Origin of the sequence: Kangiella japonica (assembly GCF_039523535.1) — a bacterium.
Lineage (GTDB): Bacteria > Pseudomonadota > Gammaproteobacteria > Enterobacterales > Kangiellaceae > Kangiella > Kangiella japonica.
The window spans coordinates 377,563-401,623 of the sequence record NZ_BAAAFM010000001.1 but is presented as its reverse complement, the minus strand read 5'-3'; the positions used below and the strand labels follow the sequence as shown (position 1 = coordinate 401,623).

Genomic DNA, 24,061 nt, shown 5'->3' with positions numbered 1-24,061 from the left:
AATTTTCGAAGAGTATCTTATGAAACTGAAATATGTATCGACACTAGTTGTATCATGCTTTATTGCTTTTAGCGCAGTGGCGAATGATGCCCCAAACTTTGATGATGAGGACTTAAAAGTCGCAGCACAACTAAGAGACAAGGCTCTGGATAGCTCGCTGGATTACGACATTGTTGAATCGCTAACCACAGAAGTAGGTCCACGAATGGCGGGTACGCCAGGCGACGCTGCTGCGGTAAAGTGGGGCGTAGCTAAGTTGGAAGAGCTAGGTTTCGACAAAGTGTGGACCGAGCCGGTAACCTTTCCGACTTGGAAGCGTGGTGTCGAGAGCGCAGAGGTTTTATCACCTTACCCGCAACCGCTAGTTATCACTGCCTTGGGTTTTAGTGTGGCGACCCCTGAAGATGGCTTATCGGCTGAAATCATTGAGTTTGATGATCTTGAGGCTTTAAAAGCAGCACCTGCTAATGCCGCTAAAGGGAAAATTGTATTTATTAAGAACCGTATGGAGCGAGCTAGAGACGGTTCGGGGTACGGACCAGCGGTAGCCGCAAGAGGGCAGGGAGCGTCTGAAGCGGCTAAGAAAGGCGCCGTAGGAATCTTAATTCGCTCAATAGGTACCGACTCACATCGCATGGCGCATACTGGCGTTATGCGTTATGAAGAGGGAATCACAAAAATTCCAGCCGCTGCCTTGTCAGCTCCTGATGCGGACTTGTTAGAGAATATGATTCGCCGTGGTAAGCCTGTCACTGTGAAAATGACGATAGGTGCTAAAAATGGTGAAGAATACACTAGCCATAATGTTATTGGTGAGATCACGGGTAGTGAAAATCCTGAAGAATATGTAATTATCGGTGCGCACTTAGATTCATGGGACTTAGGTACTGGGGCTTTAGACGATGGCGCTGGAATTGGTATCACAGTTGCTGCGGCAAAGTTAATATTAGATTTACCAGATCGTCCAAAGCGCTCTATCCGCGTTATCATGTTTGCAAACGAAGAACAGGGCTTAATAGGCGGAAAGGCGTACGCCGAAGCACATAAAGATGATATTAAAAATATCATCACTGCCGCTGAGTCAGATTTTGGCGCTGGTAAAATTTGGCGAATCGATTCAAAGGTCAAGCCTGAAGCGATACCTGCAGTGAAGCAGATGGCAGACGTCATGGCACCTTTAGGTATTAGCTACGGTAACAACAATGCTGGTGGTGGCCCAGATCTTATTCCTTTACGTGGGAAGGGGATTTCGGTCTTTTCTCTACGCCAAGATGGAACCGATTATTTCGACTATCACCATACACCAAACGACACTTTGGATAAGGTCGACCCCGGATCATTAAAGCAAAATACCGCTGCTTACGTTATCTTTGCCTATCTTTCCGCACAAATGAACGGTGACTTCGGTACAGGTTTTAACCAAAAGTAACCGAGTCTATCCCTATCTGCTCGGATGTGTTATCTTTTTGAGACTAATATCTACCCAGTTCAAGAGGCCATAACATGTCCGAGTTAGTGACTTCTCAATTAATCAATAAAGTCCTTCATATCAGCTTCCATCGTGAAGATAAGAAAAATGCATTAACCTCAGAAATGTACGATGCGTTGTCGGCGACTCTAAAGTCGGCTAAAGCTAACGATGAAGTAAATGTGGTACTTTTTAAAGGCAGCGAAGGGTGCTTTTCAGCAGGTAACGACATTACCGATTTTTTAAAGCAGCCTGTATTGGAAGAGGGAAGTCCGGTCTTAAAGTTTTTGCATGAGTTAACCAATTTCGACAAGCCGATGGTGGCCGCCGTTTCAGGGCCTGCCGTTGGGATCGGAACCACCTTGTTGCTTCACTGTGACCTTGTCTACGCCACAGACCAAACCTATTTCAGTTTACCATTCGTTGACTTAGGGCTGTGTCCTGAGGCTGGTTCTAGTTACTTACTAACGCGCCAGATTGGTTATGTTAGAGCAGCAGAGCTGTTACTGTTAGCGGAGCCGTTCGATGCTGCGAAAGCAAAAGAACTTGGCATTATTAATGACGTTGTAGCAGTAGATAAATATTACGAAATTGCGCAAGGCAAAGCTGAGAAACTAGCGAGTAAACCTGCTCATGCCTTAAGAGTGAGCCGTCAATTATTGCGTTCGAATTCTGGGTTAGTCAGTAAAGCAATCGAGCGTGAGGCACGAAGCTTTTCATCGCTTTTAACTAGCGACGAAGCTAAGGCTATCTTTAAGAAGTTTTTAGAGAAGTAATCTTTATCGAGGATGATTGCCGATATAGCTATCAGTAATCATCCTCATCATCCTTGTAAGGCTGTGGCTTTACACCTTTAGGAACTTTGAATTTGTTGTTTCGTTTCAGCACAAACAAAGTTGCGCCAATAATGGCGAAAATTAATAACGTAATCAAAATCGCTTTCAACATAATCGCTCCTTGTTTCGCTATAGAATGACAGAGTAATGCGTCACTATAGAATTACTCAGTACAAATATTATACACGTATTTCCTAGCAAGACTCTCCAGCCTTGAATTGATATTGTCTTTGCCGCCTATATCTTTTTCTCTTAACGTTTCTTTCAAGAAGTCTAACGGAAACTCCTTCAAAGCTTTTTCTGCAATCGGTCTGTAGCTGATGTGCCATGGCTCGCAAGCTACGCCACCTTTGTCCTCGCGATAAGGTTTAAAGAAACCAAAAGACTCAAGGTTGTAATCTAACCATTCGTCTAAACGCGAACAAGGGCCTTTATCTTCGAACTCTTCTTCAGTGAGTTTAACTTCGTAGCCTTGATCGATTGCTGCCGCATCGAATACATCAAAGTCCGTTCCCCAGTGGTGCCTGCTGGTGCCTGGGATGGCGCTGTAGTGTAGGATTGCATCGACACGCTCTTTAGGCGATAACTCAAAAGAGTTGACGGTGGTGCCATCGCGTAAATTCAACTCAACATCATTGTTATACTTATAATTCCATATTTCAGCTTGTCGCTCGAAGCTACGATAGCTACTGATAACCCGAAGCGGGACTCCGTCGAGCTCAGACTGACGAATTAATTTTGCAATTGGAATTAGCACCTCATGGTGGCATTCGAATTTTTGCCCTAATAACTCGCTGTTATCAACAACATTAATTAGGTGGTTCTGCTCCAACCCAATCAGTTGCTCGGGTGTCATCATGGAATTATCTATACTCTTCATATTACTCTTTAGCTAAAAGGTGTTTTAAAACACTGTAATAAACATCCACTAAGGTTTTTAGTTCGTCGATTTTGACGCATTCGTTAATTTTGTGAATGGTTTTATTCACGGGACCAATTTCAACAACTTCAGCGCCAGTCTTTGCGATAAAGCGTCCATCGGAAGTTCCGCCACTGGTTAAAGCTTCAGCTTCAATATTACAGTTTTCACGTACCGCATTCTTTGCGGCAGTAAGCAATTCTCCAGGAGGTGTCAGAAATGGCTCACCGTTTAATTTCCAGTCCAGCTGATAATCTAGGTTGAAGCGGTCTAGGACATCAGTGACACGCTTTTTCAAACCCTCTGCAGTGGACTCTGTTGAGTAGCGGAAGTTAAATTCCACATATTTTTCACCAGGAATGACATTGCTTGCGGTACCAGAATTTTCGATCGCTATCTGAAAACTGGTTGGTGGGAAAAACTCATTTCCATCATCCCAATGCTCTTCTGCCAGAGCATTTAGAGCTTTATAAGACTTATGAATGGCGTTATCTGCTAAGTGAGGGTAGGCGACGTGACCTTGGGTGCCTAGAATCTTTAGGAATCCTGTCAGCGAGCCACGACGCCCGTTTTTAATAACGTCGCCAAGTACGGCTGTGCTCGAAGGTTCACCAACCACGCTGTAATCGAAGCGTTGGTTACGTTTCATTAGTTCTTCGACCACGCGCACAGTGCCATTAATAAAAGGGCCTTCTTCATCGCTGGTAATAAGGTATGCAATCGAGCCTTTATGATCAGGGTAGTCAGCGACAAAACGCTCTGTGGCCGCGACCATAGCGGCAAGGCTGCCTTTCATATCAGCAGCGCCACGACCGTAAAGATAACCATCTTCGATTGTTGCTTCAAAAGGCGGTGTATGCCAGTCGTCTAAGTTGCCTGCCGGCACTACGTCGGTATGGCCTGCGAACACAAAAACAGGCTCTTCCGTAGCGCCTTGACGAATTGCCCAAAAGTTTTGAGTGTCTTCAAAGTCCATGATTTCGTGTTCAAAACCTTGCTTATCGAGCAGATCTATCATCAGCTTTTGACAACCGGCGTCATGCGGCGTCACCGATTCACGATTAATCAGGTTTTTGGCTAACTCAATAACATCGATAGTCATAATGTGCCTTAGCTAAAAATATCTTGGTATTGTTCAGGCTTGAAACTCAAATGAACTTCATCGCCTTTGACCAGTACTGGTCTTTTAATCAAAGTCACTTTGCTTTGCATTAAGTCGATAGCCGAGTCGCGATCAATATTATCTTTCACTGACTGCTCAAGTGGACGCCAAGCGGTGCTGCGCTTGTTGAGTAGTTTTTCCCAACCGATAGCTTTATCCCAACTCTCTATAATCGAGCGCTCTAGCGGGTTTTTACGATAGTCGATGAACTCATGCTCGATGTCTTTAGCTTCTAACCATTTCACTGCTTTTCTTACTGTATCGCAGTTTGGAATGCCGTAAATCTTTACCATAACTAATACCTAAACCTTTTTAACTTATGCTTTAAACTTAATCTTTGCCTAAACGTAATAATTCGTTAACGCTAGTTTTAGCACGAGTTTTCGCATCAACCTGCTTAACGATAACGGCACAATTTAAGTTATAATTACCGCACTCCGAAGGCAAGCTTCCTGGAACTACAACCGAGCCAGCTGGAACTCTACCGTAAGTCACTTCATCAGTTAGGCGGTTATAAATCTTAGTACTTTGGCCAATGAATACGCCCATTGATAACACAGCACCTTCTTCAACAATAACGCCTTCGACTACTTCAGAGCGTGCGCCAATAAAGCAGTTGTCTTCGATAATAGTTGGGCCAGCTTGTAATGGTTCTAAAACGCCACCAATACCTGCACCGCCTGATAAGTGAACGTTTTTGCCGATTTGTGCACAGGAACCAACGGTTGCCCAAGTGTCGACCATAGTGCCTTCATCAATGTAGGCGCCAATATTGGTGTAGCTTGGCATCAGAACGACGTTGCTAGCAATGTAGGAGCCATGACGCGCGATGGCGTGTGGCACCACACGAGTGCCACCAGCTTTGAATTGCTCTTCGCTCAAACCTTGGTACTTCATCGGCACCTTGTCATAAAATTGCGCCAATTCTGTGTCGATGACATTGTTTTCATTTAAGCGGAACGATAAAAGAACCGCTTTTTTTAGCCATTGATTCACGATCCAATCGCCATCTTTCTTCTCGGCTACACGAGCTTGGCCTGAGTCGAGTAGGTTTAGTGCTTCTATTACAGCTTCTTTAATCTCCGCCGGTGCTGAGCTTGGAGAAAGCGAATCGCGGTTTTCAAAAGCTTGTTCAATAGTATTTTGCAAAGACATAACGGTTCCTATAAATATTTAGTTTAAGCGTTAATCGCTTGCTTAAGATATTGCTTAATTTGTTTAATCTTAGTCTCATCAGTAATCGACTGATTATTGCCATCGCTGATGGTAAAAGTATCCTCGACACGCTCGCCAAGCGTGACAATTTTTGCAGAGTGCACCTCGATATCACAATCTCTAAAAGCTTGACCGATATTCGCCAAAAGGGCGGGGCGGTCGAGCGCTGTGATTTCAAGAGTGGTAAATGCTTTGTTCGGGTCATTAAATATCTCGATTCGAGTTTTGACCGTAAAGTATTTCAGTTTCGATGGTATGGCACGACTAATCGACAAGTCTAAGCCTTTCATGTTGGATAAGCCATCAATTAAGTTGTCTTGGATTTCTTGGATCCGCTGCTCGTATGATAACGGGTAACCTTGTTCATCCAACACAATAAAGGTATCGAGACACAGGCCTTTGGGCGAGGTAAATAAAGTTGCGGCCTGAATGTTCAAATGATTCTGGCTCAATAATGCTGTTATCGAAGCGAACAAGTCTGGCTGGTCTTCTATCGCAATAAAGACTTCTGTGCCTGCCTGTGATCGGTGATTCTTTATGGCGACATAGGGCAGTTCCGGCTGCGATAATAATTGCTCGGTTTGCCAAATGATTTGCTCAGGGTGATAACGCAACAAGTAATCATTACCTAGCTCAACAAGTAGTTCCCGAACGGGCTCTACAGACTCGCCAGACTTAGTAAACTGCTCGATCACTTGTTGACGGGTATCTTCAAGCATTTCACTTTGGTTCGCGCGAGGAGTGGATTGGGTTAAGTAATGTTTAGTCGCTAAGAACAGTTCTTTCAATAGTGACTCTTTCCACGAATTCCACAAGGTCGGGTTGGTCGCACGAATATCCGACACTGTTAGCACATAGAGTAATTCCAAATGCAGAATCGAGGGCACACGACTTGCAAAGCGCTCGATAACGTCAGGGTCACTAATATCTTTGCGCTGCGCTACAAGCGACATGATGAGGTGATTTTTCACCAACCAAGCAACCAGCTCTGCAATATGTGTCTCTAGCCCAATTGATTTACAGTATTCTAAAGCATCGACAGCGCCGAGCTCCGAGTGATCGCCGCCACGGCCCTTGCCGATATCGTGAAAGATAGCCGCCAAGTACAAAGGTGTAGGGTCGACTAAAGTTTTCATGATCTTGCGACATAGCGGAAACTCATGCTGAAACTCAGGCTTATTGTAGCGAATGATGTAGCGCAAAAGGAATAGGGTATGTTCGTCCACAGTGTAAGCGTGGAATAAATCGAACTGCATCTGGCCTTCAATCTGCGCGAACTTTGGAATCATAGCGCCGAGAATATTCGTGCGTTTCATTAGCGTGAAGCCACGACTGGTCAACTGCTTAGTTGCTAAAAACTCTTTGAAATAGCTAATGTTAATTGGATCACGTCGATAGCTTTTGTTGACCATTTGTTGACTAGAGCGAATTTTTCGCATGGTCTTGGCTTCGATTTGTATAATCTCCGGGTTAAGCGCTATATGACTGAAAATTTTAATTAACGCATGTGGCTTTCGCAGAAACAGATCAGGATCTTTAATACCAATTCTTTGGTTGTGCAGATAAAAGTCTTCGTCCAACTCAATGAAGTTAGCGTTTTGCCCAAGCTGCAAATACTCTTGCTCAAAAATCTGCAGGAATAGCTCGTTAAGATTACGAATGATCATGACGGCGCGATAATAGCGTTGCATCAAATGTTCCACAGCTAACTTGTTGTCGTGATCCTCAAAGCCCATCCACTCAGCGACTTTTTTCTGGTGTTCAAACAATAATCGATCTTCACGCTTATTGCTTAAGACGTGTAGCGCGAAGCGCACACGGTGGAGGAACTGCTGCCCATTCAATAAGCTCCGGTACTCACGTCGTGTGAAAATTCCGTACTTAATCAGGTCGTGCAAACTACTGCTTTTGAAGTGTTTCAACGTAATCCATTGGATGACTTGCAGGTCACGCAGTCCGCCCGGATTCGACTTAATATTAGGTTCTAAATTAAAGGAGGTTTCCTTAAATTTAATGTGGCGAGTGATTTGTTCGTTAAGCTTAGCTTTGAAAAACTTTTCTGATGGCCAAAATTCAGGCTTCTTGATTCTTTCGTCTAATTCTTTTAACAATAAGCGATCGCCACACAAATAACGTGACTCAATCAGGTTTGTCGCTACGGAGATATCTTCTAGCGCCAGTTCTTCACAGTGCTCGATGGTTCGGACGCTGTGGCCAACTTCAAGGCCAATGTCCCACAAAAAAGCTAACCATGCCTCAAGTTCAGGTTGCTTACCTTTTGCATCATCCAATTCGTTTAATAACACTAAGATATCGATGTCAGAGTAGGGCTGCAACTCTTCACGCCCATAACCACCAACGGCGATTAAGGCGGCACTGCTATTAACGGAAAATTGTGACCAGCTGGTGATTAAGATATGGTCCATTAAGGCACTGCGGGCGCGCAACAGTTGAATAATACTGGTGCCTTTTTGGAATTGTTTGGTCAGTGCGTCTAAGCCTGCTTGAAGATAGCCTTTATAAACTTTAAGACGCTCAATGCCTTCAGCCGACTGGCTCTTCTTGAGTAAATCGGCTGCTTTTGGAAGGTAGTTGAATTTGTCTGGACTTGCCACTTACAGAAGCCCGCTTAAAAGGGTTCTTCTTGGCGACGGGTAAGCACCTCTACGCCTGTCGAAGTGACTAATAAAGTATGCTCCCACTGAGCTGACAAAGAACGATCTTTAGTTAACACTGTCCAGCCATCTTTTTTGTTATGTTTAACGTGACGTTTACCTACGTTAACCATGGGTTCGATAGTGAATGTCATGCCTTCCTGTAACTCGACACCAGTGCCAGGGCGGCCGTAGTGAGTCACTTGTGGCTCTTCGTGGAACTTAGCGCCAATACCGTGGCCACAATATTCTTTAACGATAGAGTATCCTTTGCCTTCAGCATAGCGCTGGATGGCATAACCGATATCACCTAAGCGTGCGCCAGGTTTTACCATATCAATCGCAAGGTAAAGACTTTCTTGAGTCACTTGAATGAGCTTTTTGGCTTGAGGCGTCGGCTCTCCGACAACAAACATTTTACTGGTGTCGCCGTGATAACCGTCTTTAATCACCGTCACGTCCAAGTTGAAAATATCGCCATTGCGTAAAGGCTTTTTGTTAGGAATACCATGACACACAACGTCGTTTACCGAAGTACAAATCGATTTAGTAAAACCACCGCCAACTAACAGTTGAGTTGGGTTACCTTCTTCGTCGAGTGGAACTGGGTAGGGAGAGCCACCATAGTACAAAGTAGCTGGGTAGCCACCTTGCTTGTGCACGATATGGTCGTGGCAAATTTGGTTCAGTTCTTCGGTGGTGACACCTTTTTTGACGTGCTCACCAATCATCTCAAGAACTTCCGCAGCCAAACGGCCTGCGACGCGCATCTTTTCAATTTCTTCAGGAGTCTTTAGCTGAATGCCCATACAATGTCCAATAGGTACCTTTTGTTGTGCCTAGCCTTAGTTTGATGGCTAGCAAATAGTCATCTATTCTAACGAATTGTATGCGACAAGGGAAACCTGATAGCTTTTAAGTTAGGCATTGATAGGAAGGGTAAATATCGGGGCTAAATAGGTATTTTATTAGCTAAACAAGGTTGGTGTTTACTTTGAACGTGACTTTCGCTTTCTGATTTCTTGGGCTATGCCTGCGACTGCTCCCGCGCCTACACCAATTGCCATACCTAGCATCATATTGTCTAGAGCGATACCAAGCGCTGTTCCCATGCCAACGCCAATGGCGAGAAAAGCACCAATATAAGTTGAGCCATGATTTTCCCCTGCTTGCTTCTCTTTCATGCGGTTTTCGAGTTGGTGGGTAATAAACTCAATCATAAACGGCTGAGCTTAAAAATCAAACTTAAAGAAAAGCGACCCGAAAGCCGCTTTGTCTTAACCTAAGTGTATAAACTGTAACACTGACTACATTGATGCTCGTAGAGTTGAAGCTAGCTGTTGTGCATCATAATATTGGCCATCTGATTGAGGCATTTCGCCATCGCCAATCATAATCTCTAAAGAGCTGCTATATTTACTTTTGGAAGTTCCTGCTTCAACCCCTACTGTGGTGGTGTAAGAAGGGCGACGTCGAGTTTCACAGCCCAATAATCCACAGTCTCGCTCGATGACATCAGTACGACGAACTTCTGTTCTTGCTGGGGAATGGTGCGATTGTTTGTCGGAACTCCTATCTACAATCTGGAACCAAGTGCCGCCTTCTTGCAAAGTGAGCTCAGCTGCTCGCAGTAAAGCGTAATCCTTAACCGTATTTTGACTTGTGGTTGTATTACCATTGAAGCCCACGCGGTAACGCTTATCGCTAATTTTTGTACTGTAATAACCGTAATCATCAGTGCTATCTGCTGGGGCGTACGCTGTTGTACTTGCACAGCTCGCTAAAGCTAAGCATGCAGATATGTATAGGACTTGTATTGCTTTCATCGTGATTTCCCCTTTCTAGTAAATGCGATTCACTTTAATCAAGGCGGATAAACAACCTTGTTGCAGAACTTTAAATAATTTATTTCTTGAATAAGTCATCCATATTATTAAATCCCTTAAATTCAAGGGCGTTACCGGATGGGTCATTAAAGAACATAGTTGCTTGTTCGCCAGGTTTCCCTTCAAACCGAATATAAGGCTCGATGGTAAACTCGACTCTATTTTTCGTAAGATGCTCAGCCAGTTTGCGCCATTGCATCATGTCTAGCACAACACCAAAGTGCGGAATAGGAACGCCATGCCCATCAACCTTAGAGGTGTTGGCTGGTTTGGGTTGCATTGATTCATCCAAATGTACTACCAATTGGTGGCCGTAGCAGTCGTAATCAATCCAGTGGTCGCTAGAGCGCCCCTCGTCGAACCCTAATAACTCGCCATAAAACTGACGTGCTGACTTTAGGTCATGTACTGGAATTGCTAAATGGAATGGTTGGGGCATCTCTATTCGCCTTATTTTGTGCTTTTATAGTTACAGTGAGGGTTTAACCTCTACTTTGGCACCGTTATCTAAAATAGTGTTGTCACGCTTATGAGGGTGTTGCCTTTCTAAAGTGGGCTCGCAGTATTTGGCTGCGTTTGGCTTCCTTTCGCCAGAAGTGGCTGGGTCGTGGTACATACGGCACCATTGCAAGCTACCTTTAATCGGCTCTGATTGCTCTTTTGCTGTTCGTTCTGAATCGCTTGAGCAGCCGATCAACCCTAAGGCCAATAAGCCATTCAGAATCAAGTAAAACCGTTTCATCATTCTATACCTCTTTCTGTTAGGAGCTTGTTAAATCCTAACAGAAAGGAGGGGGTGATTTACGATTGAACTATTGAAACAGGGGGATTTTAAACCTTTTTTACAAACTCAGATTTAAGTTTCATAGCACCAATGCCAGGGATTTTGCAGTCAATATCGTGGTCGCCATCGACCAGTCGAATGTTCTTTACTTTAGTGCCAACTTTTACCACTTGTGAAGAGCCTTTTATTTTTAAATCTTTGATAACCGTGATGGTGTCGCCGTCTTGAAGTGGGTTGCCATTAGAGTCTTTGATTGATAAATCGCCTTCAGAATCCCCCGTAGAATCTTTTGACCACTCATGACCGCACTCAGGGCAAACTAACATTGCTTGGTCTTCGTAGGTATAACTGGAGTCACATTGAGGACAATTAGGGAGTTCGTTCATTGCATAACCTTATTGTAATGTTTTATTGATCTTAACTGGTGGCGAGAGGAAAGTGTAGCTAAAGGCTAAAGTTTATCTTTAGGTGCGCCTGAATCACATTTTTTGCAGTTCAGTTCTTCATCAAGCATCGACTCACGGCCTTGTTGCGTCACAACCCACGGGTGGTTGATGAAGGGTGGTTTGTGGCGCACATGTTGGAAGTGACCACAGTTTAATTCGGCTACCCAGTGGTCTTCTTCATCTTTATGGTAGCCAATTATAGATTGGTTCATAGTATTTTAGTGTATATTCGAAACTAGCTGTAGGTATAGCAATCCCTAAGGTTTAGCATTGTACCTAATGAAGCCATTGTGTTTTACCTATTTGTTTACCGTTAACATACACTTTCTTAGCGATTATTTTGCCTTTATCGTTATATTGATAAGATTCGCCCTCTCTTTTGCCTTGGACATAGGTGGATTTGAAGTTGGGTTGGCCATTTGGGTGGTACATTATCCTCTCTCCATGTTTTTTTCCGCCAACATAAATACGCTCCTCAAACAGCTTTCCTTTATCTGTATATTGCTGCCAAGGGCCCTCTAGCCTGTTATTTTTATAGTACTTTTTAAATTGCACTTGCCCTTTATGGTTATAGGATTCGGCTGGGCCTTCTTTGACACCATAATGGTAAGTCACAAAGCCTTTGGTTTTACCGCTACTGGATGATATCGAGTAGAATCGACCATGCTTTTTCCACTTGCTACGACCATTCTCGGTAATTTGGATATACAAACCCTTCGAATATTTTGAGTTTTTTACTTTATAGGTATCGCCTTGTTTGTCTGTAAACTCCGATTTGTTTTTGAGATTAGCGTAATGTTCAGGCTTAACTTTGGTGTAATCGAAGGCTTTTCCGGCGCTGAACGCGGTAGAAGCGTACAACGTTATTCCAGAGAGAATTGCTGTAATAATTGCTGCTCGAAGTTTCATTGCACGATTACCTTTGTTCGTTTTTTAACCATAGTAACCTGATATTAAAGATATTGCTATTTCATAGTGTCTTCAGATAATGTGTAGAGATTCAATAACTTTCAGAAGACAGCAATATGCCGATAACTAACGCAGCAGATAGTTCTTTAGTATTCTACACCAACCCACAATCCCGTGGGCAGATCGCGCGCTGGGCCTTGGAAGAGGCTGGAGCTGAGTATCGCCAAAAGATTCTTGAGTATGGCGCTCCTATGAAAACGGTAGAATTCATTGCGATTAACCCAATGGGCAAGGTGCCAGCGATTGTGCATAACGGGAAAGTGGTCACGGAGTGTGCGGCGATCTGCGCCTATCTGGCCGATGCGTTTCCCGAAAAGGGCTTGGCGCCGAGCATAGATAATCGTGCTGAATATTATCGTTGGCTTTTCTTTAGTGCTGGCCCGCTAGAGTCAGCCATCGTGAATCGCTCGCTAGGCGTTGATGTTAAAGATGAGCAGGAGCGAATGGTTGGCTATGGTAATTACAACTTAGTGCTTGATGTTCTTTCACAAAAACTGCAATCGAGCCCGTATATTGCAGGTGAGAGGTTTACTGCCGCAGATATTTATGTGGGCTCTCATGTTTTATGGGGACTTCATTTTGGTAGTTTAGATGAGCGTCCAGGCTTTAAAGAGTACGCCGCAAGGGTTAGCGAACGCTCTGCGTATAAAGCAGCGAAAGATCTCGATGAGCAGTTAATTGGAAATAATTGAAATATTACCAAGCGATTGGCGCTCGCTATTCATGCTAGCGCTCTGCGGGCTCATTTTTTGTCAGTAGCGTGACGTAAATTAAATAAAGAACCGATAAAACTACGGGAACGGCATGCCACCAAAGCGACAAATAAGGAGAGTCTTTAATATAAAGCGTTACTAACAATACTACAGTCGCTATACATGATAAGGGCAAAATAAATACGGCAGAGTTTAACAGCGCTAGCTTTAGTCCTTTAATGGTATGTGTATTGACCGCGCCTGAAGCCGAAAAAATCACAAACATTACCTGAAACCCCGCAAACATAAACTGCAGAAAACAACCAATAATCAATAGAGTAAGCGACATAATCATTCCTTTGGTGATTCGATTTACCTTGCTAACAGACTTAGTCTAGACCGCAATAAGGTATAAGTGAAGCATTTATGGGCTAAGAATCTGATTCGAATAGTTTTAGATAATGATTGTTTATAGGTCGTTAAATTACTGCGACAGAAATCGTTTAGCCCAGTTACCGTTATGTTCGGCTTCGCAAGCCTCTTCAGTATCAAAGTTAATCTGTTTAGCGCTATCTTTGATGGGGATATCTATGCTTCTCAGCTTATCAGTGATCAAGGAACGAACGAAACTATCCTGATGTTCCTGAATGGCTTTCGATAAAGACTCCTTGGTATCAAAGATACACACAACTTCAAAGGACTGTGGGAATGCATCGTAATCAACAAAGTGAGTCAACCACTCAAAGCCCTCGACCGTTTCAGTAGCGATATGGCAGGCATCAGTCAGAGTTTTAACGATTAACTTTTCAGTTTTTTTATCGGTTTTCTTCATAAGGAAGCGTAGAGAGAGTTTAAACCATTGATTAAAGGCTTGAGTATATTGCTTTTAGAACGCGATAACTAGCGTAGTAACGGGTTGCTAAGGGTATTTATTACTGTAAAGCACTTTTGCGCAGACATAAAAAAAGCAAGTCACGAGTGACTTGCTTTTCGAATAGGGTTGGCTAGTAATTAAACAGCAACAATATTCTCAGCCTGTGGGCCTTTCTGACCGTCAGTTACTGTGAACTGAACTTGCTGGCCTTCTGCTAAAGTTTTGAAACCTGAGCTGCTGATAGCGCTGTAGTGTGCGAACACGTCAGGACCATTTTGTTGCTCGATAAAACCAAAACCTTTTGCTTCGTTGAACCACTTAACGGTTCCTGTAATTGTATTAGACATAATATTATCCTGTAATATTTAAATATAAAATTGCCTTCAAGAGGCTTGAATAGCTGGTAATGTAGACTGATATTTAGAAACTGCAGGACACGAATTAATACTAATTACAATGAAATGTAGGATGAAAATAGAGACTTCTTTCTAGCTGGTGTCAAGAGTATAGAGTTATGGGGCCGCTGTCTACCTTTATTTCATTTATTTTTTTCTCAAGTACTTAGAAGTGCCTTAATGTATGCAGCTCTATATTAGGGCTGGTTGAATTGAAAGGTAATATCCTCGAAGTAACGTTGTCTCTTTCATTAGAGGGATACCAAGGTCAAAAGCTACACCTGCTAATCATCAGCTGCCCCACCAATACTATCATTAGCTCCACCTCCAAACTCAGTAAGTTTTTTTGAAGGATTATTCTCATTGGATAAAAAAAGGATTACTCCAATTGAAGCTATGAAGGGGATGAGCCAAATTAAAATAATTTGGAATATTTTTTGATGCTTGTAAAAATAATCGGCTTTGAAGACACGAAAACAGGCAATAATATTGAGTAGAACAGCTAATACAATCCCAAAAACTAAAAAGTAGTTACTCATTGATATGACTCGACTTATGTCTAATTGACTTTAGTAAATGTACTCTGACCCCATTATTCCCCATTTCCTCATCTACTGTAACCTCTACCGCATCCGCATGACCAAAGACGGTCGAGTATTCATCCTAATGGGCCGAGCTCACACCGTATTTTTAAGAGAGTTTATAAAAAGAAGCCCCAAATCGAAGTGGTGGATACGTTGAAGTACTTGGAAGATTAAACGTAGCCTCGATTAGCAAAGCGTAATCAAGGGTAAAGAGTCAGCTATAAACATAAAGCCTCGAAATCACTGATGTTCTTTCGAGGCTACGCTTGCTCATTGATATGGCTAGACTTTTGCTTAACATGCTTTAGTAAATGAACTCTGCCCCCCATTAATTCCATTAATTGTCATCAAGATTTATTAAACGCTTAACGCCTCTTGGCCAAGTTGAACGGTCTGGCCCAAATAGATCCTCAAAAAGTTCTATATCTTCATTAGATTTAGACTCTTCGCCTGAGGCAAGTAGAACAATATATTTATTGTAAGTTTCTTCGCGGAGGGTTGAGTACCTTTCTTTATCAGTTAAATTGCCTTCCCGTTGAGCCGCGAGTCGCATTTTGTCATAAATCTGTGAGAGTTTGAGGTTATAGTAAGCCTCCTGTATTTGCTTATTTTGGTGTGCAAAAGAAATTTTGTTGTTGACTTCCATGACTGGAATAATTTTGTATTTAACAAATTTCTCTAGCTTGGAGTATCTGCCTGCGTACTGTATATAGGGGATAATTTTGGTAAATGAATAATGGTCAAAGCCTACGCTAGATTTTTTAATGAGTTTTAGTGACTTCTTCAAAAGTCTGATTGCTTTGTTCAAACTTCCCATTCTTTTATAAGCCGTGGCTTGTCTTTGGAGCTCTGCAACTTTTATTGAATTACTATCAGGCTCCATTTTTTTATTTCCTTTTATGTATGTTAGTAGATTATTAAGGTGGTGCTAAAAAAGTCCACATTTAATAATAGTGAGTCACGTAAAATGGTCTTAGCACTTGAAATGCCTTCTTGAAAAAGTCGAGTATCGCTCCCTTCTACTAAGTCAGTTAATATGTTCGCTGATTTCCAAGCTTTTTGAAAAGATACCAAGGCTGAAAGTTTATTAGATTGAAAGGAGTCCCTATCAAAACAGGAGTTTATAAAATGGCCAAGGCAAAAGCATCTTGTGAATCACGTTCAATGGAGCTTAATGAACGTTCAAACTCATCCAAAGCTGAATTAATAGTGCTCATATCCTCATTGCTCAACGATATTGCGTTCTTAGCAAGCATTTGACCTCTGTTTTAGGAAAGTAATGACCCTGACTTAATTCTAATCTATCTAAGAGATTAGAAGCAAATCACCCAAAATCATTGCCTCTCACCCTGAAAAATGGTATAAAGCGCGCCGTGGCTCGGAAGTGCGTTTAACGACTGTCAGTTCCTTTGTCACAAAATACGATTATTTACTTAAAACACACGCAAATCGGCACATTTACCGGGGTGCTCCGTCAGAGTTCTTTTAAAAAGATACTGGCTGGGGTCGGGAAATGGGATTTGCGGAGGCTTAACCCGAAATTCGGAGAATTTTATTATGTCAAAAGTTAGTATGCGTGACATGCTACAGGCGGGCGTGCACTTCGGTCACAAAACTCGTTTCTGGAACCCTAAAATGCGTCCATATATCTTTGGTGCGCGTAACAAGATCCACATCATCAACCTTGAAGAAACTGTACCTATGTTCAACGGCGCGTTGAATTTCTTAGGTAAAGTTGCTGCGAACAAAGGCAAAATCCTTTTTGTTGGTACTAAGCGTGCTGCAGCCGATATCGTTAAAGAAGAAGCGACTCGTTGTGGTCAGTTCTTCGTTGATAAGCGTTGGTTAGGCGGTATGTTGACTAACTACAAAACGATTCGTGGTTCTATTAACCGTTTGAAAGACTTAGAAAAACAGTCTGAAGACGGTACTTTCGAGCGTTTGACGAAGAAAGAAGCGTTAATGCGTACTCGTGAGATGGAAAAGCTTGAGAAGTCTATCGGCGGTATTAAGAACATGGGCGGTCTTCCAGACGTATTGTTCGTAATCGACGCTGATCACGAAAGCATTGCAATCGCAGAAGCTAACAAGATGGGTATTCCTGTTGTTGCTGTGGTTGATACGAACTCTAACCCGAAAGGCGTTGATTACATCATCCCAGGTAACGATGATGCGATCCGTGCGATTCGTTTATACTGCGGTGCAGTAGCGGACGCAGTGCTTGACGGTAAGCAAAGCAACACTGTTGCTGATCAAGGCGACGAGTTTGTAGAAGAGTCTGGCGACGAGTAATCGCTGCCCTTCTCGATTGAAAAGTTCGAGTGTTGAAAAAGGGGGCGAGGCCCCCTTTTTTGAAAGAGTTTTTCCAGACTACCCTTTGGAAGAAACATTTTCTGAAAAGCCTTAGTAATCAAAGAGCTGATAAGCTTCATAAAGGTTTCAACACTGACGATTAAACTATTCTATTTTAAGTATTCTGCTTGATATATAAGCAGAGGAAACTATCGGAGATACTATCATGGCAATTACTGCTGCATTAGTTAAAGAATTACGTGAGCGCACTGGCGCTGGCATGATGGAGTGTAAAAAAGCATTGGTTGAAGCTGACGGTAACGTTGAGACTGCAATCGATAACATGCGTAAATCAGGTCAAGCGAAAGCTGCTAAGAAAGCAGGCCGTATCGCGGCTGAAGGTGTGATTTTAGCGAAGTCTGGCGACAACACTGGTGTTTTGGTTGAAGTTAACTCTGAAACTGACTTTGTTGCTCGTGACGATAGCTTCAAGAAATTCTCAAGCGAAGTTGTTGACGTTGCTCTAGCTAACGGCACTTCTGACGTTGAAGCCTTAAACGCTGCGACTATGCCTTCTGGCGAGTCTGTAGAAGAAGCTCGTGCTAACTTAGTTGCGAAAATTGGCGAAAACATCACAGTACGTCGCGTTGCTAAAGTTGATGGCGACACTCTTGGTGCTTACGTTCACGGCGGCCGTATCGGTGTTATCGTTTCTTTAGACGGTGGTAGCGAAGACTTGGCTAAAGACATCGCGATGCACGTTGCTGCTAGCAACCCTCAGTTCAACACGGCTGACGACGTTGCTCCAGAAGTTATCGAGAAAGAGAAAGAAATCATCAAAGCGCAACCTGATATGGAAGGCAAGCCTGAGAACATCGTTGAGAAAATGATGGTTGGTCGTATCAAGAAGTTCGTTGGTGAAATCACTCTTGAAGGTCAAAGCTTCGTTAAAGATCCTTCAACAACTGTTGGTCAGTTGCTGAAAGAAAACAATGCTAAAGTTATTTCTTACACTCGTTTTGAAGTAGGCGAAGGTATTGAAAAGAAAGAAGAAGACTTTGCATCTGAAGTTGCTGCTCAAATGAAGAAATAATCTAAGTAACTACTTAGATGTAACATTTTAGAAGGAAACACTATGGCCGACTTAGCTTATAAGCGTATTTTGTTAAAATTGAGTGGTGAGGCTTTAATGGGGCGTGAGGCTTTCGGAATCGATCCTCAAGTTCTACAAAGAATCGCTGATGAGATTAAATCGTTATGTAAGCAAGGTGTTGAAGTCGGCGTGGTGATTGGCGGCGGTAATATTTACCGCGGCCAAAAATTATCAGAAGCTGGCATGAACCGTGTGACCGGTGATCACATGGGCATGCTGGCGACTGTGATGAACTCTCTCGCTTTGCAAGATGCTTTCGAACGCATCGAGCAGCCAGCTAAAGTGCTGTCTGCGATGCCAATCGATGGTGTCTGCCAAGGCTTTTCTCGTCGTGGCGCAATAAACGCTTTAGAAAAAGGGCGTGTTGTTATTTTTTGTGCAGGGACGGGTAATCCATTCTTTACCACTGATACAGCGGCGTGCCTTCGAGGCATTGAGATAGACGCTGAAGTTATTCTTAAAGCGACCAAAGTTGATGGCGTTTATTCGGCAGATCCTGCGAAAGACAAAAATGCTGTTAAGTATGATCGTTTGAGCTATAAAGAAGCGTTAGATAAAGAATTGGCGGTTATGGACCTAACGGCATTCTGTTTGGCACGTGACCACAAGAAGAACATTCGTGTATTCGATATGACTCAAGCAGGAGCCTTAGAAAAGGCTGTATTGGGCAAAGATGAAGGCACACTGATACATCCATAAGGTTGAGCAAACCTTTCGATTGAATCAATCAAGTATTAAGGCATAATAGCCAAATTAAGAATATAACAAGCAATTATAGGAGATATCCCAGTGATTAATGACATTCAAAAAGATGCTGACCAACGTATGGATAAGACCATCGAGTCATTTAGAAGCGATCTTTCTAAAGTTCGTACAGGTCGCGCACATCCTAGTTTGCTTGAGCACATCATGGTTCCATACTATGGTGCTGACACACCTATTAGCCAAGTGGCGAGCATCAGCGTTCAAGAAGGCCGTACTTTAGTACTGCAGATTTTTGATAAGGGTGCTATTAAAGATACTGAAAAAGCTATCCTAAAATCAGACCTAGGTTTAACGCCAAACGTAGCAGGTCAAGTTATTCGCATTACATTGCCACCTTTAAACGAGGAGCGTCGTAAAGAGCTTATCAAAGTGGTTCGTGGTGAAGCTGAAAATGCTAAAGTTGCGGTCCGTAATATTCGTCGTGACGCTAATAACTCATTGAAAGAGTTAGAAAAAGAGAAGGAAATCACAGAAGACGATTTACGCCGTTCTGAAGAGCAAATTCAAAAGCTTACAGACGCAAAAATTGCTCGAATTGACGAGTTGCTTGAAGAAAAAGAGACTGAGTTATTAGAGATCTAAGACAGATTTACCAATAGGCTTGGTTGAAAAGACTTCAGCACCAATAAGCCTTTATATGGTATAAATAATGATATGGCGCCGTGAAACTTTTCACGGCGTTTTCGTTATAATAAAGATAAATAGATTCGTAGAGCCAGAGAGGATAGCTTGGAACAAAAAGTCCCCAAAAAAGAAGCTTCAATCAGTGAAGTCCCTCAGCATATCGCTATTATTATGGACGGCAATGGGCGCTGGGCTCAAGCTCGTGGTAAAAAGCGGGTATTTGGTCATAAAGCGGGCATGGAGCGAGCGCGAGAAATGGCGGAGGTTTGTGGCGAGCTCGGTGTTAAGTATCTAACACTTTTTGCTTTTAGCAGTGAGAACTGGAATCGCCCTAAGGACGAGGTCAGCTTTTTAATGGAGTTATTTGCGACTAGCCTTAAAAACGAATCTAAGAAGTTGCACAAAAATAACGTCAAACTGATGGTCATTGGAGATAAAGAAGGTTTTGATAGTAGATTGCGTAAAGCGATTGAAAAAGCTGAGGCTTTGACTCAAGATAATGACGGACTTTACCTCCAAATTGCTGCTAACTATGGTGGCCGTTGGGATATTGTGCAGGCTGCGCAATCATTAGCCGAGCAGGGAGCTAGTATTACAGAGGAATCTCTACAAGCGCAATTGGTAACTGCTGACGGTGTTGACCCAGATTTATTGATTCGTACCGGTGGTGAGCAACGAATAAGTAACTTCTTAATGTGGCAAGCCGCCTATGCCGAGTTGTACTTTAGTGATGCGCTATGGCCGGATTTTGATGGAAAAGCATTAAAGGTTGCTATAGAAGATTATAATCGTCGTCAAAGACGGTTTGGAAAGACTGGCGAGCAGGTCGCTACGACCAGTAATTAGGGGAATACTGTGTTAAAACAAAGAATTATAACTGCTGTACTACTATTACCACTTGTTGGGTGTTTATTATTTTTACCGGACTTGCTTGTTTTTTCAGCAATATTAGTACCGGTATTTGCTATTCTAGCGTGGGAATGGTCGCGCTTATTAGAAACGGGGAAAGTTGGGCAATCGGCTTTTATTGTATTATCCCTAGCAGCCATTGGCGGTGTATTTTATCAGCTTTACGAGCAAACCTTTTTCAGTGAGGCGGTCTTACCATCTTTATGGTACGACGCTTATCCCTTCAAGTTACTGTTAGTCGCCCTGATGCTCTGGGTGGTCGCTTCGATTGTTGTGGTTCTTTATCCCAAAGCCACTAAATCTATGTTTAGAGGGCCTTGGTTACGCGGTTTGTTTGGTATCGTCATTCTTGCCTCTGCTTGGTTGGCTGTCGTTATCATTCGTAGCTTGTTGATTAACCTAGACTATAACTTTGGCGCTTGGATGCTACTGTTGATGTTAGTAATTATTTGGGGTGCCGATGTTGGTGCTTACTTTGCTGGTAAAACGCTTGGCAAAACCAAGCTTGCACCAGTGGTTAGCCCTAATAAAACCTGGGAAGGCGCGATTGGCGGTTTAGTCTTAGCAATCATCGTTGGTAGCCTTGTCGCATCTATGTTGCCGTTGGCCCTAGATTGGCCACAATTTGTGGTGTTTATCGTGTTGATGGTTGTATTGTCGGTTTTTGGTGACCTTTTCGAAAGTATGCTCAAGCGCCAAGCAGGCATTAAAGACAGCAGTAATATACTGCCAGGGCATGGCGGCTTGCTCGACCGACTAGATAGCACTTTGTCCGTCGCACCATTTTTTGTAGCTGGTGTTTTATGGTTAGAATTACTGACGTAAGGTTTTAGGCTATCAAAATGAATCAACCCACAGATAACACGCCTGAACAGATTTGTATCCTAGGTGCGACCGGCTCCATCGGTACCAGCACTTTAGACGTTATTCGCAGGCACCCTGAAAGGTATCAGGTATTTGCGCTGACGGCGAACCGCAATTTAGAGCAGATTAAACATCAGTGCGTAGAATTTCACCCGACCTATGCGGTCTTGTTAGACTCCAAGTTGGCTCATGAACTTCAGTCATACGTTGAAGAAAAAGAGCTGGATACCATTGTTCTGCATGGCGCTGAACATTTGGATTACGTAGCGAGTCACCAGAGTGTCGACACTGTTATGGCGGCCATTGTTGGTGCCGCTGGCTTAATGCCAACCTTGGCTGCTGCTAAAGCTGGAAAGAAAATATTGTTAGCAAACAAAGAAGCCCTGGTTATGTCTGGTGCTATCTTTATGGATGCGGTTAAAAAGCATGGTGCGACTTTACTGCCGATTGACAGTGAGCATAATGCAATTTTTCAGTGTTTGCCTGAGCACTTTGTTGAGCAGGGTATTGAGAAATGCGGTATTCACAATATTGTCTTAACCGGATCGGGTGGCCCTTTTCTCAATAAAGACTTATCAGAGTTTTCTTCTATTACACCAGAGCAGGCTTGCGCCCACCCAAATTGGGATATGGGGCGTAAAATATCTGTTGATTCAGCGACTATGATGAATAAAGGCTTGGAGCTGATAGAGGCCTGCTGGTTGTTTGATGTAGAGCCGGCACAAATTGAAGTGGTCCTCCATCCGCAAAGCATTATTCATTCCATGGTCCGCTATAACGATGGTTCGGTCCTTGCCCAAATGGGGAATCCGGATATGCGCACGCCAATAGCCCATGCCATGGCCTTTCCTGAGAGGATTGAAGCTGGTGTGAAACCATTGGATTTTATGGAAATTTCCCAATTGACCTTTGATCGCCCAGCCAAAGAACGTTACCCTTGTTTGCTTTTGGCGAGCGAAGCGATGGAACTCGGGGGCAATAGCCCTGCAAGATTGAATGCTGCGAATGAAGTCGCCGTGGAAGCGTTTCTTGACGGGAAAATTGGCTTCACCCAAATATCAGAGCTGATTCAGCAAACATTAACGTCGACTCGTTATGCTGAAGCATCGACCCTGGAAGCAGTTTTAGATGCGGATAAACAAGCGCGAGAGTACGCTCAGCAGCTCGTTGAGCAAATGACAATTTAATATTAGATATATGATTTGGAGATACAAAGCGTGATCACAGCTCTTTGGAGTATTTTTGGCTTATTGGTTTTACTTGGCGTTCTGGTAACGTTCCACGAGTGGGGGCATTACTGGGTGGCAAAAAAGTTAGGTGTAAAAGCCTTACGCTTTTCTGTAGGCTTTGGTAAGCCTCTCTGGAGCCGGTTTAATAAGCATGGTACTGAGTTTTGTGTTGCACCAATACCGCTGGGCGGCTACGTAAAGTTTGTTGATGAGCGCGAAGGCGACGTTCCAGAAGAAGACTTGCCTTATGCGTTTAATCGTCAGCCAGTGTGGAAGCGCATTCTCATCGTCTTAGCTGGTCCTATGGCTAATTTTTTACTGGCCATTCTAATTTATGCATTTGTTTTTATGCTTGGCATTAATGTTAGCAAGCCATTCGTCACTGAAGTTTACCCGAATACTCCAGCCTCAGAGGCAGGGTTTCCTGCAAAGAGTGAAGTGCTTGAAGTTGGCGGGGAGCCTGTAAAAAGCACTCAGGATACCTTATTTGCCTTCTTAGACCATATTGGGGATGACAAGCAACTTGAGGTGGTGGTTAAGCCTATTGGTCAAAAAATCCAAACCATTACTTTGGATATCAGTCAGTGGCAAGAGCCTGATGAACAGAAAGATCTGTTTAAAGCACTAGGTGTTGATTTCGGCGCCTACGATGGTCCAGCACTTATAGGTCTAGTTGCTGAAGGGATGCCGGCTGAAAAAGCGGGGATTAAAGTTGGCGACCAAATTGTAAGTATTGATGGACAGGAAACTCCGTACTGGAGTGTTATGGGAGACATAGTTGAGCAGAATGCCAATACACCGCTTTCAGTTACAGTGTTGCGGGGTGAGCAAACCATTTCATTGACTATTACGCCAGAAGTTAGAGAGGGGACTGAAGCCATAGGTGTTATTGGAGTAGGGGCTGGCTACCAGAGCTATAACACGATGCATTATGGAGTTTTTGAGGCACTAGGTAAAGGAACGCAAGAAACCTGGCAAATGGTAGAACGTATCACCAGCTTCCTAGGTAAGTTAGTCACAGGAAAGCTTTCCATCAAAAACCTTGGTGGCCCTGTGGGAATCGCACAAGGGGCGGGGCAAACAGCCGAAGCTGGGATGGTTGCATTCTTGCTTTATCTCGCTATGATAAGCGTCAACTTAGGTTTTGTTAATCTACTCCCTATCCCCATGCTCGATGGTGGGCATTTGATGTATTATTTAGCCGAGCTCGTCCGGGGAAAACCAGTTTCTGAAAGAATTATGGAACTTGGGATGCGTGTTGGCATCATATTACTGCTTACGTTAATGGCCGTAGCGCTATTTTTTGATATAGACCGAATAAACCAATAGAGACAAGATTAG

Annotated in this window: 31 protein-coding genes; 12 read left to right on the top strand and 19 right to left on the bottom strand. The window is 43.3% G+C overall.

Annotation, left to right across the window (positions count from 1 at the left end; all coding sequences use genetic code 11):
* Positions 1–19: 19 nt before the first annotated feature.
* A complete protein-coding gene (locus ABD128_RS01875; RefSeq protein ID WP_343985683.1) occupies positions 20–1,429 on the top strand; it encodes a M28 family peptidase in 1,410 nt (469 codons plus the stop codon).
* Positions 1,430–1,503: 74 nt separating this feature from the next.
* Positions 1,504–2,244, top strand: coding sequence for an enoyl-CoA hydratase (locus ABD128_RS01870; RefSeq protein WP_343985681.1), 741 nt, complete (start codon positions 1,504–1,506; stop codon positions 2,242–2,244).
* A gap of 31 nt (positions 2,245–2,275) precedes the next feature.
* Here ABD128_RS01870 and ABD128_RS01865 read toward each other — a convergent pair whose 3' ends face one another.
* The 14 genes from ABD128_RS01865 to ABD128_RS01800 all read right to left on the bottom strand — a co-directional run bounded on the left by ABD128_RS01865 (position 2,276) and on the right by ABD128_RS01800 (position 12,279).
* Positions 2,276–2,416 carry a hypothetical protein gene (locus tag ABD128_RS01865; RefSeq protein ID WP_170114230.1) on the bottom strand — a complete coding sequence of 47 codons (141 nt, stop codon included), beginning with the start codon at positions 2,414–2,416 and terminating at the stop codon, positions 2,276–2,278.
* A 51-nt stretch (positions 2,417–2,467) separates the two neighbouring features.
* The gene (locus tag ABD128_RS01860) at positions 2,468–3,184 is read right to left on the bottom strand and encodes a M15 family metallopeptidase (protein WP_343985674.1); all 717 of its coding nucleotides are present in this window, start codon (positions 3,182–3,184) and stop codon (positions 2,468–2,470) included.
* A gap of 1 nt (position 3,185) precedes the next feature.
* Positions 3,186–4,325, bottom strand: coding sequence for a succinyl-diaminopimelate desuccinylase (gene dapE / locus ABD128_RS01855; protein ID WP_343985671.1), 1,140 nt, complete (start codon positions 4,323–4,325; stop codon positions 3,186–3,188).
* Between the two features lie 8 nt (positions 4,326–4,333).
* On the bottom strand, positions 4,334–4,678 hold the full coding sequence (locus tag ABD128_RS01850; protein WP_343985668.1) for an arsenate reductase: 345 nt from the start codon (positions 4,676–4,678) through the stop codon (positions 4,334–4,336).
* Positions 4,679–4,715: 37 nt separating this feature from the next.
* The gene (gene dapD / locus ABD128_RS01845) at positions 4,716–5,540 is read right to left on the bottom strand and encodes a 2,3,4,5-tetrahydropyridine-2,6-dicarboxylate N-succinyltransferase (RefSeq protein WP_343985664.1); all 825 of its coding nucleotides are present in this window, start codon (positions 5,538–5,540) and stop codon (positions 4,716–4,718) included.
* A gap of 23 nt (positions 5,541–5,563) precedes the next feature.
* The gene (gene glnD / locus ABD128_RS01840; RefSeq protein ID WP_343985661.1) at positions 5,564–8,215 is read right to left on the bottom strand and encodes a [protein-PII] uridylyltransferase; all 2,652 of its coding nucleotides are present in this window, start codon (positions 8,213–8,215) and stop codon (positions 5,564–5,566) included.
* A gap of 14 nt (positions 8,216–8,229) precedes the next feature.
* On the bottom strand, positions 8,230–9,063 hold the full coding sequence (gene map, locus ABD128_RS01835) for a type I methionyl aminopeptidase (RefSeq protein ID WP_343985658.1): 834 nt from the start codon (positions 9,061–9,063) through the stop codon (positions 8,230–8,232).
* Positions 9,064–9,243: 180 nt separating this feature from the next.
* Positions 9,244–9,474 carry a glycine zipper domain-containing protein gene (locus ABD128_RS01830; protein ID WP_343985654.1) on the bottom strand — a complete coding sequence of 77 codons (231 nt, stop codon included), beginning with the start codon at positions 9,472–9,474 and terminating at the stop codon, positions 9,244–9,246.
* Positions 9,475–9,561: 87 nt separating this feature from the next.
* Complete coding sequence (locus ABD128_RS01825) at positions 9,562–10,080, bottom strand: CC0125/CC1285 family lipoprotein (protein WP_343985652.1); 519 nt, start codon at positions 10,078–10,080, stop codon at positions 9,562–9,564.
* Positions 10,081–10,159: 79 nt separating this feature from the next.
* Positions 10,160–10,579, bottom strand: a complete 420-nt coding sequence (locus tag ABD128_RS01820; protein ID WP_343985649.1) for a VOC family protein — start codon at positions 10,577–10,579, stop codon at positions 10,160–10,162.
* Positions 10,580–10,609: 30 nt separating this feature from the next.
* Positions 10,610–10,885, bottom strand: coding sequence for a hypothetical protein (locus ABD128_RS01815; RefSeq protein WP_343985646.1), 276 nt, complete (start codon positions 10,883–10,885; stop codon positions 10,610–10,612).
* An 86-nt stretch (positions 10,886–10,971) separates the two neighbouring features.
* A complete protein-coding gene (locus ABD128_RS01810; protein ID WP_343985643.1) occupies positions 10,972–11,310 on the bottom strand; it encodes a zinc ribbon domain-containing protein YjdM in 339 nt (112 codons plus the stop codon).
* A 65-nt stretch (positions 11,311–11,375) separates the two neighbouring features.
* The gene (locus tag ABD128_RS01805) at positions 11,376–11,582 is read right to left on the bottom strand and encodes a DUF3565 domain-containing protein (RefSeq protein WP_343985640.1); all 207 of its coding nucleotides are present in this window, start codon (positions 11,580–11,582) and stop codon (positions 11,376–11,378) included.
* Between the two features lie 64 nt (positions 11,583–11,646).
* Positions 11,647–12,279 carry a toxin-antitoxin system YwqK family antitoxin gene (locus ABD128_RS01800; protein WP_343985637.1) on the bottom strand — a complete coding sequence of 211 codons (633 nt, stop codon included), beginning with the start codon at positions 12,277–12,279 and terminating at the stop codon, positions 11,647–11,649.
* Between the two features lie 116 nt (positions 12,280–12,395).
* Between ABD128_RS01800 and ABD128_RS01795 the strand changes: the two genes are divergently transcribed.
* Positions 12,396–13,031 (top strand): glutathione S-transferase family protein, encoded by a 636-nt coding sequence (locus ABD128_RS01795; RefSeq protein ID WP_343985634.1) that lies wholly within the window; start codon positions 12,396–12,398, stop codon positions 13,029–13,031.
* A gap of 34 nt (positions 13,032–13,065) precedes the next feature.
* Here ABD128_RS01795 and ABD128_RS01790 read toward each other — a convergent pair whose 3' ends face one another.
* The 4 genes from ABD128_RS01790 to ABD128_RS01775 form a co-directional block, all read right to left on the bottom strand.
* Entirely contained in the window at positions 13,066–13,380 is a 315-nt protein-coding gene (locus ABD128_RS01790; RefSeq protein WP_343985631.1) for a hypothetical protein, read from the bottom strand.
* Positions 13,381–13,515: 135 nt separating this feature from the next.
* Positions 13,516–13,863: a Fis family transcriptional regulator gene (locus ABD128_RS01785; protein ID WP_343985628.1), complete on the bottom strand. Its 348-nt coding sequence runs from the start codon at positions 13,861–13,863 to the stop codon at positions 13,516–13,518.
* 179 nt (positions 13,864–14,042) lie between these two features.
* Positions 14,043–14,252, bottom strand: a complete 210-nt coding sequence (locus ABD128_RS01780; protein WP_343985625.1) for a cold-shock protein — start codon at positions 14,250–14,252, stop codon at positions 14,043–14,045.
* A gap of 332 nt (positions 14,253–14,584) precedes the next feature.
* Entirely contained in the window at positions 14,585–14,839 is a 255-nt protein-coding gene (locus tag ABD128_RS01775; protein WP_343985622.1) for a hypothetical protein, read from the bottom strand.
* 37 nt (positions 14,840–14,876) lie between these two features.
* Between ABD128_RS01775 and ABD128_RS11405 the strand changes: the two genes are divergently transcribed.
* On the top strand, positions 14,877–15,041 hold the full coding sequence (locus ABD128_RS11405) for a DUF5694 domain-containing protein (protein WP_425545666.1): 165 nt from the start codon (positions 14,877–14,879) through the stop codon (positions 15,039–15,041).
* A 180-nt stretch (positions 15,042–15,221) separates the two neighbouring features.
* On the opposite strand, the gene ABD128_RS01770 is transcribed toward ABD128_RS11405, so the two are convergent.
* The gene (locus ABD128_RS01770; RefSeq protein ID WP_343985620.1) at positions 15,222–15,767 is read right to left on the bottom strand and encodes a hypothetical protein; all 546 of its coding nucleotides are present in this window, start codon (positions 15,765–15,767) and stop codon (positions 15,222–15,224) included.
* 674 nt (positions 15,768–16,441) lie between these two features.
* Here ABD128_RS01770 and rpsB point away from each other — a divergent pair.
* The 8 genes from rpsB (at position 16,442) to rseP (ending at position 24,049) form a co-directional block, all read left to right on the top strand.
* Positions 16,442–17,176 (top strand): 30S ribosomal protein S2, encoded by a 735-nt coding sequence (gene rpsB, locus ABD128_RS01765; protein ID WP_343985617.1) that lies wholly within the window; start codon positions 16,442–16,444, stop codon positions 17,174–17,176.
* Between the two features lie 226 nt (positions 17,177–17,402).
* Positions 17,403–18,269 carry a translation elongation factor Ts gene (tsf, locus tag ABD128_RS01760; RefSeq protein WP_343985614.1) on the top strand — a complete coding sequence of 289 codons (867 nt, stop codon included), beginning with the start codon at positions 17,403–17,405 and terminating at the stop codon, positions 18,267–18,269.
* Between the two features lie 42 nt (positions 18,270–18,311).
* Entirely contained in the window at positions 18,312–19,028 is a 717-nt protein-coding gene (pyrH, locus tag ABD128_RS01755) for a UMP kinase (protein WP_343985611.1), read from the top strand.
* A gap of 90 nt (positions 19,029–19,118) precedes the next feature.
* On the top strand, positions 19,119–19,676 hold the full coding sequence (gene frr / locus ABD128_RS01750; RefSeq protein ID WP_343985608.1) for a ribosome recycling factor: 558 nt from the start codon (positions 19,119–19,121) through the stop codon (positions 19,674–19,676).
* A 213-nt stretch (positions 19,677–19,889) separates the two neighbouring features.
* On the top strand, positions 19,890–20,564 hold the full coding sequence (uppS, locus tag ABD128_RS01745) for a polyprenyl diphosphate synthase (protein WP_425545671.1): 675 nt from the start codon (positions 19,890–19,892) through the stop codon (positions 20,562–20,564).
* 9 nt (positions 20,565–20,573) lie between these two features.
* On the top strand, positions 20,574–21,452 hold the full coding sequence (locus ABD128_RS01740; RefSeq protein WP_343985602.1) for a phosphatidate cytidylyltransferase: 879 nt from the start codon (positions 20,574–20,576) through the stop codon (positions 21,450–21,452).
* 17 nt (positions 21,453–21,469) lie between these two features.
* A complete protein-coding gene (gene ispC / locus ABD128_RS01735) occupies positions 21,470–22,678 on the top strand; it encodes a 1-deoxy-D-xylulose-5-phosphate reductoisomerase (RefSeq protein WP_343985600.1) in 1,209 nt (402 codons plus the stop codon).
* Between the two features lie 30 nt (positions 22,679–22,708).
* The gene (rseP, locus tag ABD128_RS01730; RefSeq protein WP_343985598.1) at positions 22,709–24,049 is read left to right on the top strand and encodes an RIP metalloprotease RseP; all 1,341 of its coding nucleotides are present in this window, start codon (positions 22,709–22,711) and stop codon (positions 24,047–24,049) included.
* The last annotated feature ends 12 nt before the right edge of the window (positions 24,050–24,061 follow it).

Excerpts from the sequence above, each read along its gene's own strand:
- ABD128_RS01850 (WP_343985668.1), bottom strand. The coding sequence starts at position 4,678 with ATGGTAAAGATTTACGGCATTCCAAACTGCGATACAGTAAGAAAAGCA.
- ABD128_RS01875 (WP_343985683.1), top strand. The coding sequence starts at position 20 with ATGAAACTGAAATATGTATCGACACTAGTTGTATCATGCTTTATTGCT.
- ABD128_RS01770 (WP_343985620.1), bottom strand. The coding sequence starts at position 15,767 with ATGGAGCCTGATAGTAATTCAATAAAAGTTGCAGAGCTCCAAAGACAA.
- pyrH (WP_343985611.1), top strand. The coding sequence starts at position 18,312 with ATGGCCGACTTAGCTTATAAGCGTATTTTGTTAAAATTGAGTGGTGAG.
- ABD128_RS01790 (WP_343985631.1), bottom strand. The coding sequence starts at position 13,380 with ATGTCGCTTACTCTATTGATTATTGGTTGTTTTCTGCAGTTTATGTTT.
- ispC (WP_343985600.1), top strand. The coding sequence starts at position 21,470 with ATGAATCAACCCACAGATAACACGCCTGAACAGATTTGTATCCTAGGT.
- ABD128_RS01785 (WP_343985628.1), bottom strand. The coding sequence starts at position 13,863 with ATGAAGAAAACCGATAAAAAAACTGAAAAGTTAATCGTTAAAACTCTG.
- rpsB (WP_343985617.1), top strand. The coding sequence starts at position 16,442 with ATGTCAAAAGTTAGTATGCGTGACATGCTACAGGCGGGCGTGCACTTC.
- map (WP_343985658.1), bottom strand. The coding sequence starts at position 9,063 with ATGGGCATTCAGCTAAAGACTCCTGAAGAAATTGAAAAGATGCGCGTC.
- dapD (WP_343985664.1), bottom strand. The coding sequence starts at position 5,540 with ATGTCTTTGCAAAATACTATTGAACAAGCTTTTGAAAACCGCGATTCG.
- ABD128_RS01870 (WP_343985681.1), top strand. The coding sequence starts at position 1,504 with ATGTCCGAGTTAGTGACTTCTCAATTAATCAATAAAGTCCTTCATATC.
- ABD128_RS11405 (WP_425545666.1), top strand. The coding sequence starts at position 14,877 with ATGTACTCTGACCCCATTATTCCCCATTTCCTCATCTACTGTAACCTC.
- ABD128_RS01775 (WP_343985622.1), bottom strand. The coding sequence starts at position 14,839 with ATGAGTAACTACTTTTTAGTTTTTGGGATTGTATTAGCTGTTCTACTC.
- ABD128_RS01860 (WP_343985674.1), bottom strand. The coding sequence starts at position 3,184 with ATGAAGAGTATAGATAATTCCATGATGACACCCGAGCAACTGATTGGG.
- ABD128_RS01805 (WP_343985640.1), bottom strand. The coding sequence starts at position 11,582 with ATGAACCAATCTATAATTGGCTACCATAAAGATGAAGAAGACCACTGG.
- dapE (WP_343985671.1), bottom strand. The coding sequence starts at position 4,325 with ATGACTATCGATGTTATTGAGTTAGCCAAAAACCTGATTAATCGTGAA.
- ABD128_RS01815 (WP_343985646.1), bottom strand. The coding sequence starts at position 10,885 with ATGATGAAACGGTTTTACTTGATTCTGAATGGCTTATTGGCCTTAGGG.
- uppS (WP_425545671.1), top strand. The coding sequence starts at position 19,890 with ATGGACGGCAATGGGCGCTGGGCTCAAGCTCGTGGTAAAAAGCGGGTA.
- ABD128_RS01865 (WP_170114230.1), bottom strand. The coding sequence starts at position 2,416 with ATGTTGAAAGCGATTTTGATTACGTTATTAATTTTCGCCATTATTGGC.
- ABD128_RS01825 (WP_343985652.1), bottom strand. The coding sequence starts at position 10,080 with ATGAAAGCAATACAAGTCCTATACATATCTGCATGCTTAGCTTTAGCG.
- ABD128_RS01820 (WP_343985649.1), bottom strand. The coding sequence starts at position 10,579 with ATGCCCCAACCATTCCATTTAGCAATTCCAGTACATGACCTAAAGTCA.
- tsf (WP_343985614.1), top strand. The coding sequence starts at position 17,403 with ATGGCAATTACTGCTGCATTAGTTAAAGAATTACGTGAGCGCACTGGC.
- ABD128_RS01830 (WP_343985654.1), bottom strand. The coding sequence starts at position 9,474 with ATGATTGAGTTTATTACCCACCAACTCGAAAACCGCATGAAAGAGAAG.
- ABD128_RS01800 (WP_343985637.1), bottom strand. The coding sequence starts at position 12,279 with ATGAAACTTCGAGCAGCAATTATTACAGCAATTCTCTCTGGAATAACG.
- ABD128_RS01810 (WP_343985643.1), bottom strand. The coding sequence starts at position 11,310 with ATGAACGAACTCCCTAATTGTCCTCAATGTGACTCCAGTTATACCTAC.
- ABD128_RS01795 (WP_343985634.1), top strand. The coding sequence starts at position 12,396 with ATGCCGATAACTAACGCAGCAGATAGTTCTTTAGTATTCTACACCAAC.
- ABD128_RS01780 (WP_343985625.1), bottom strand. The coding sequence starts at position 14,252 with ATGTCTAATACAATTACAGGAACCGTTAAGTGGTTCAACGAAGCAAAA.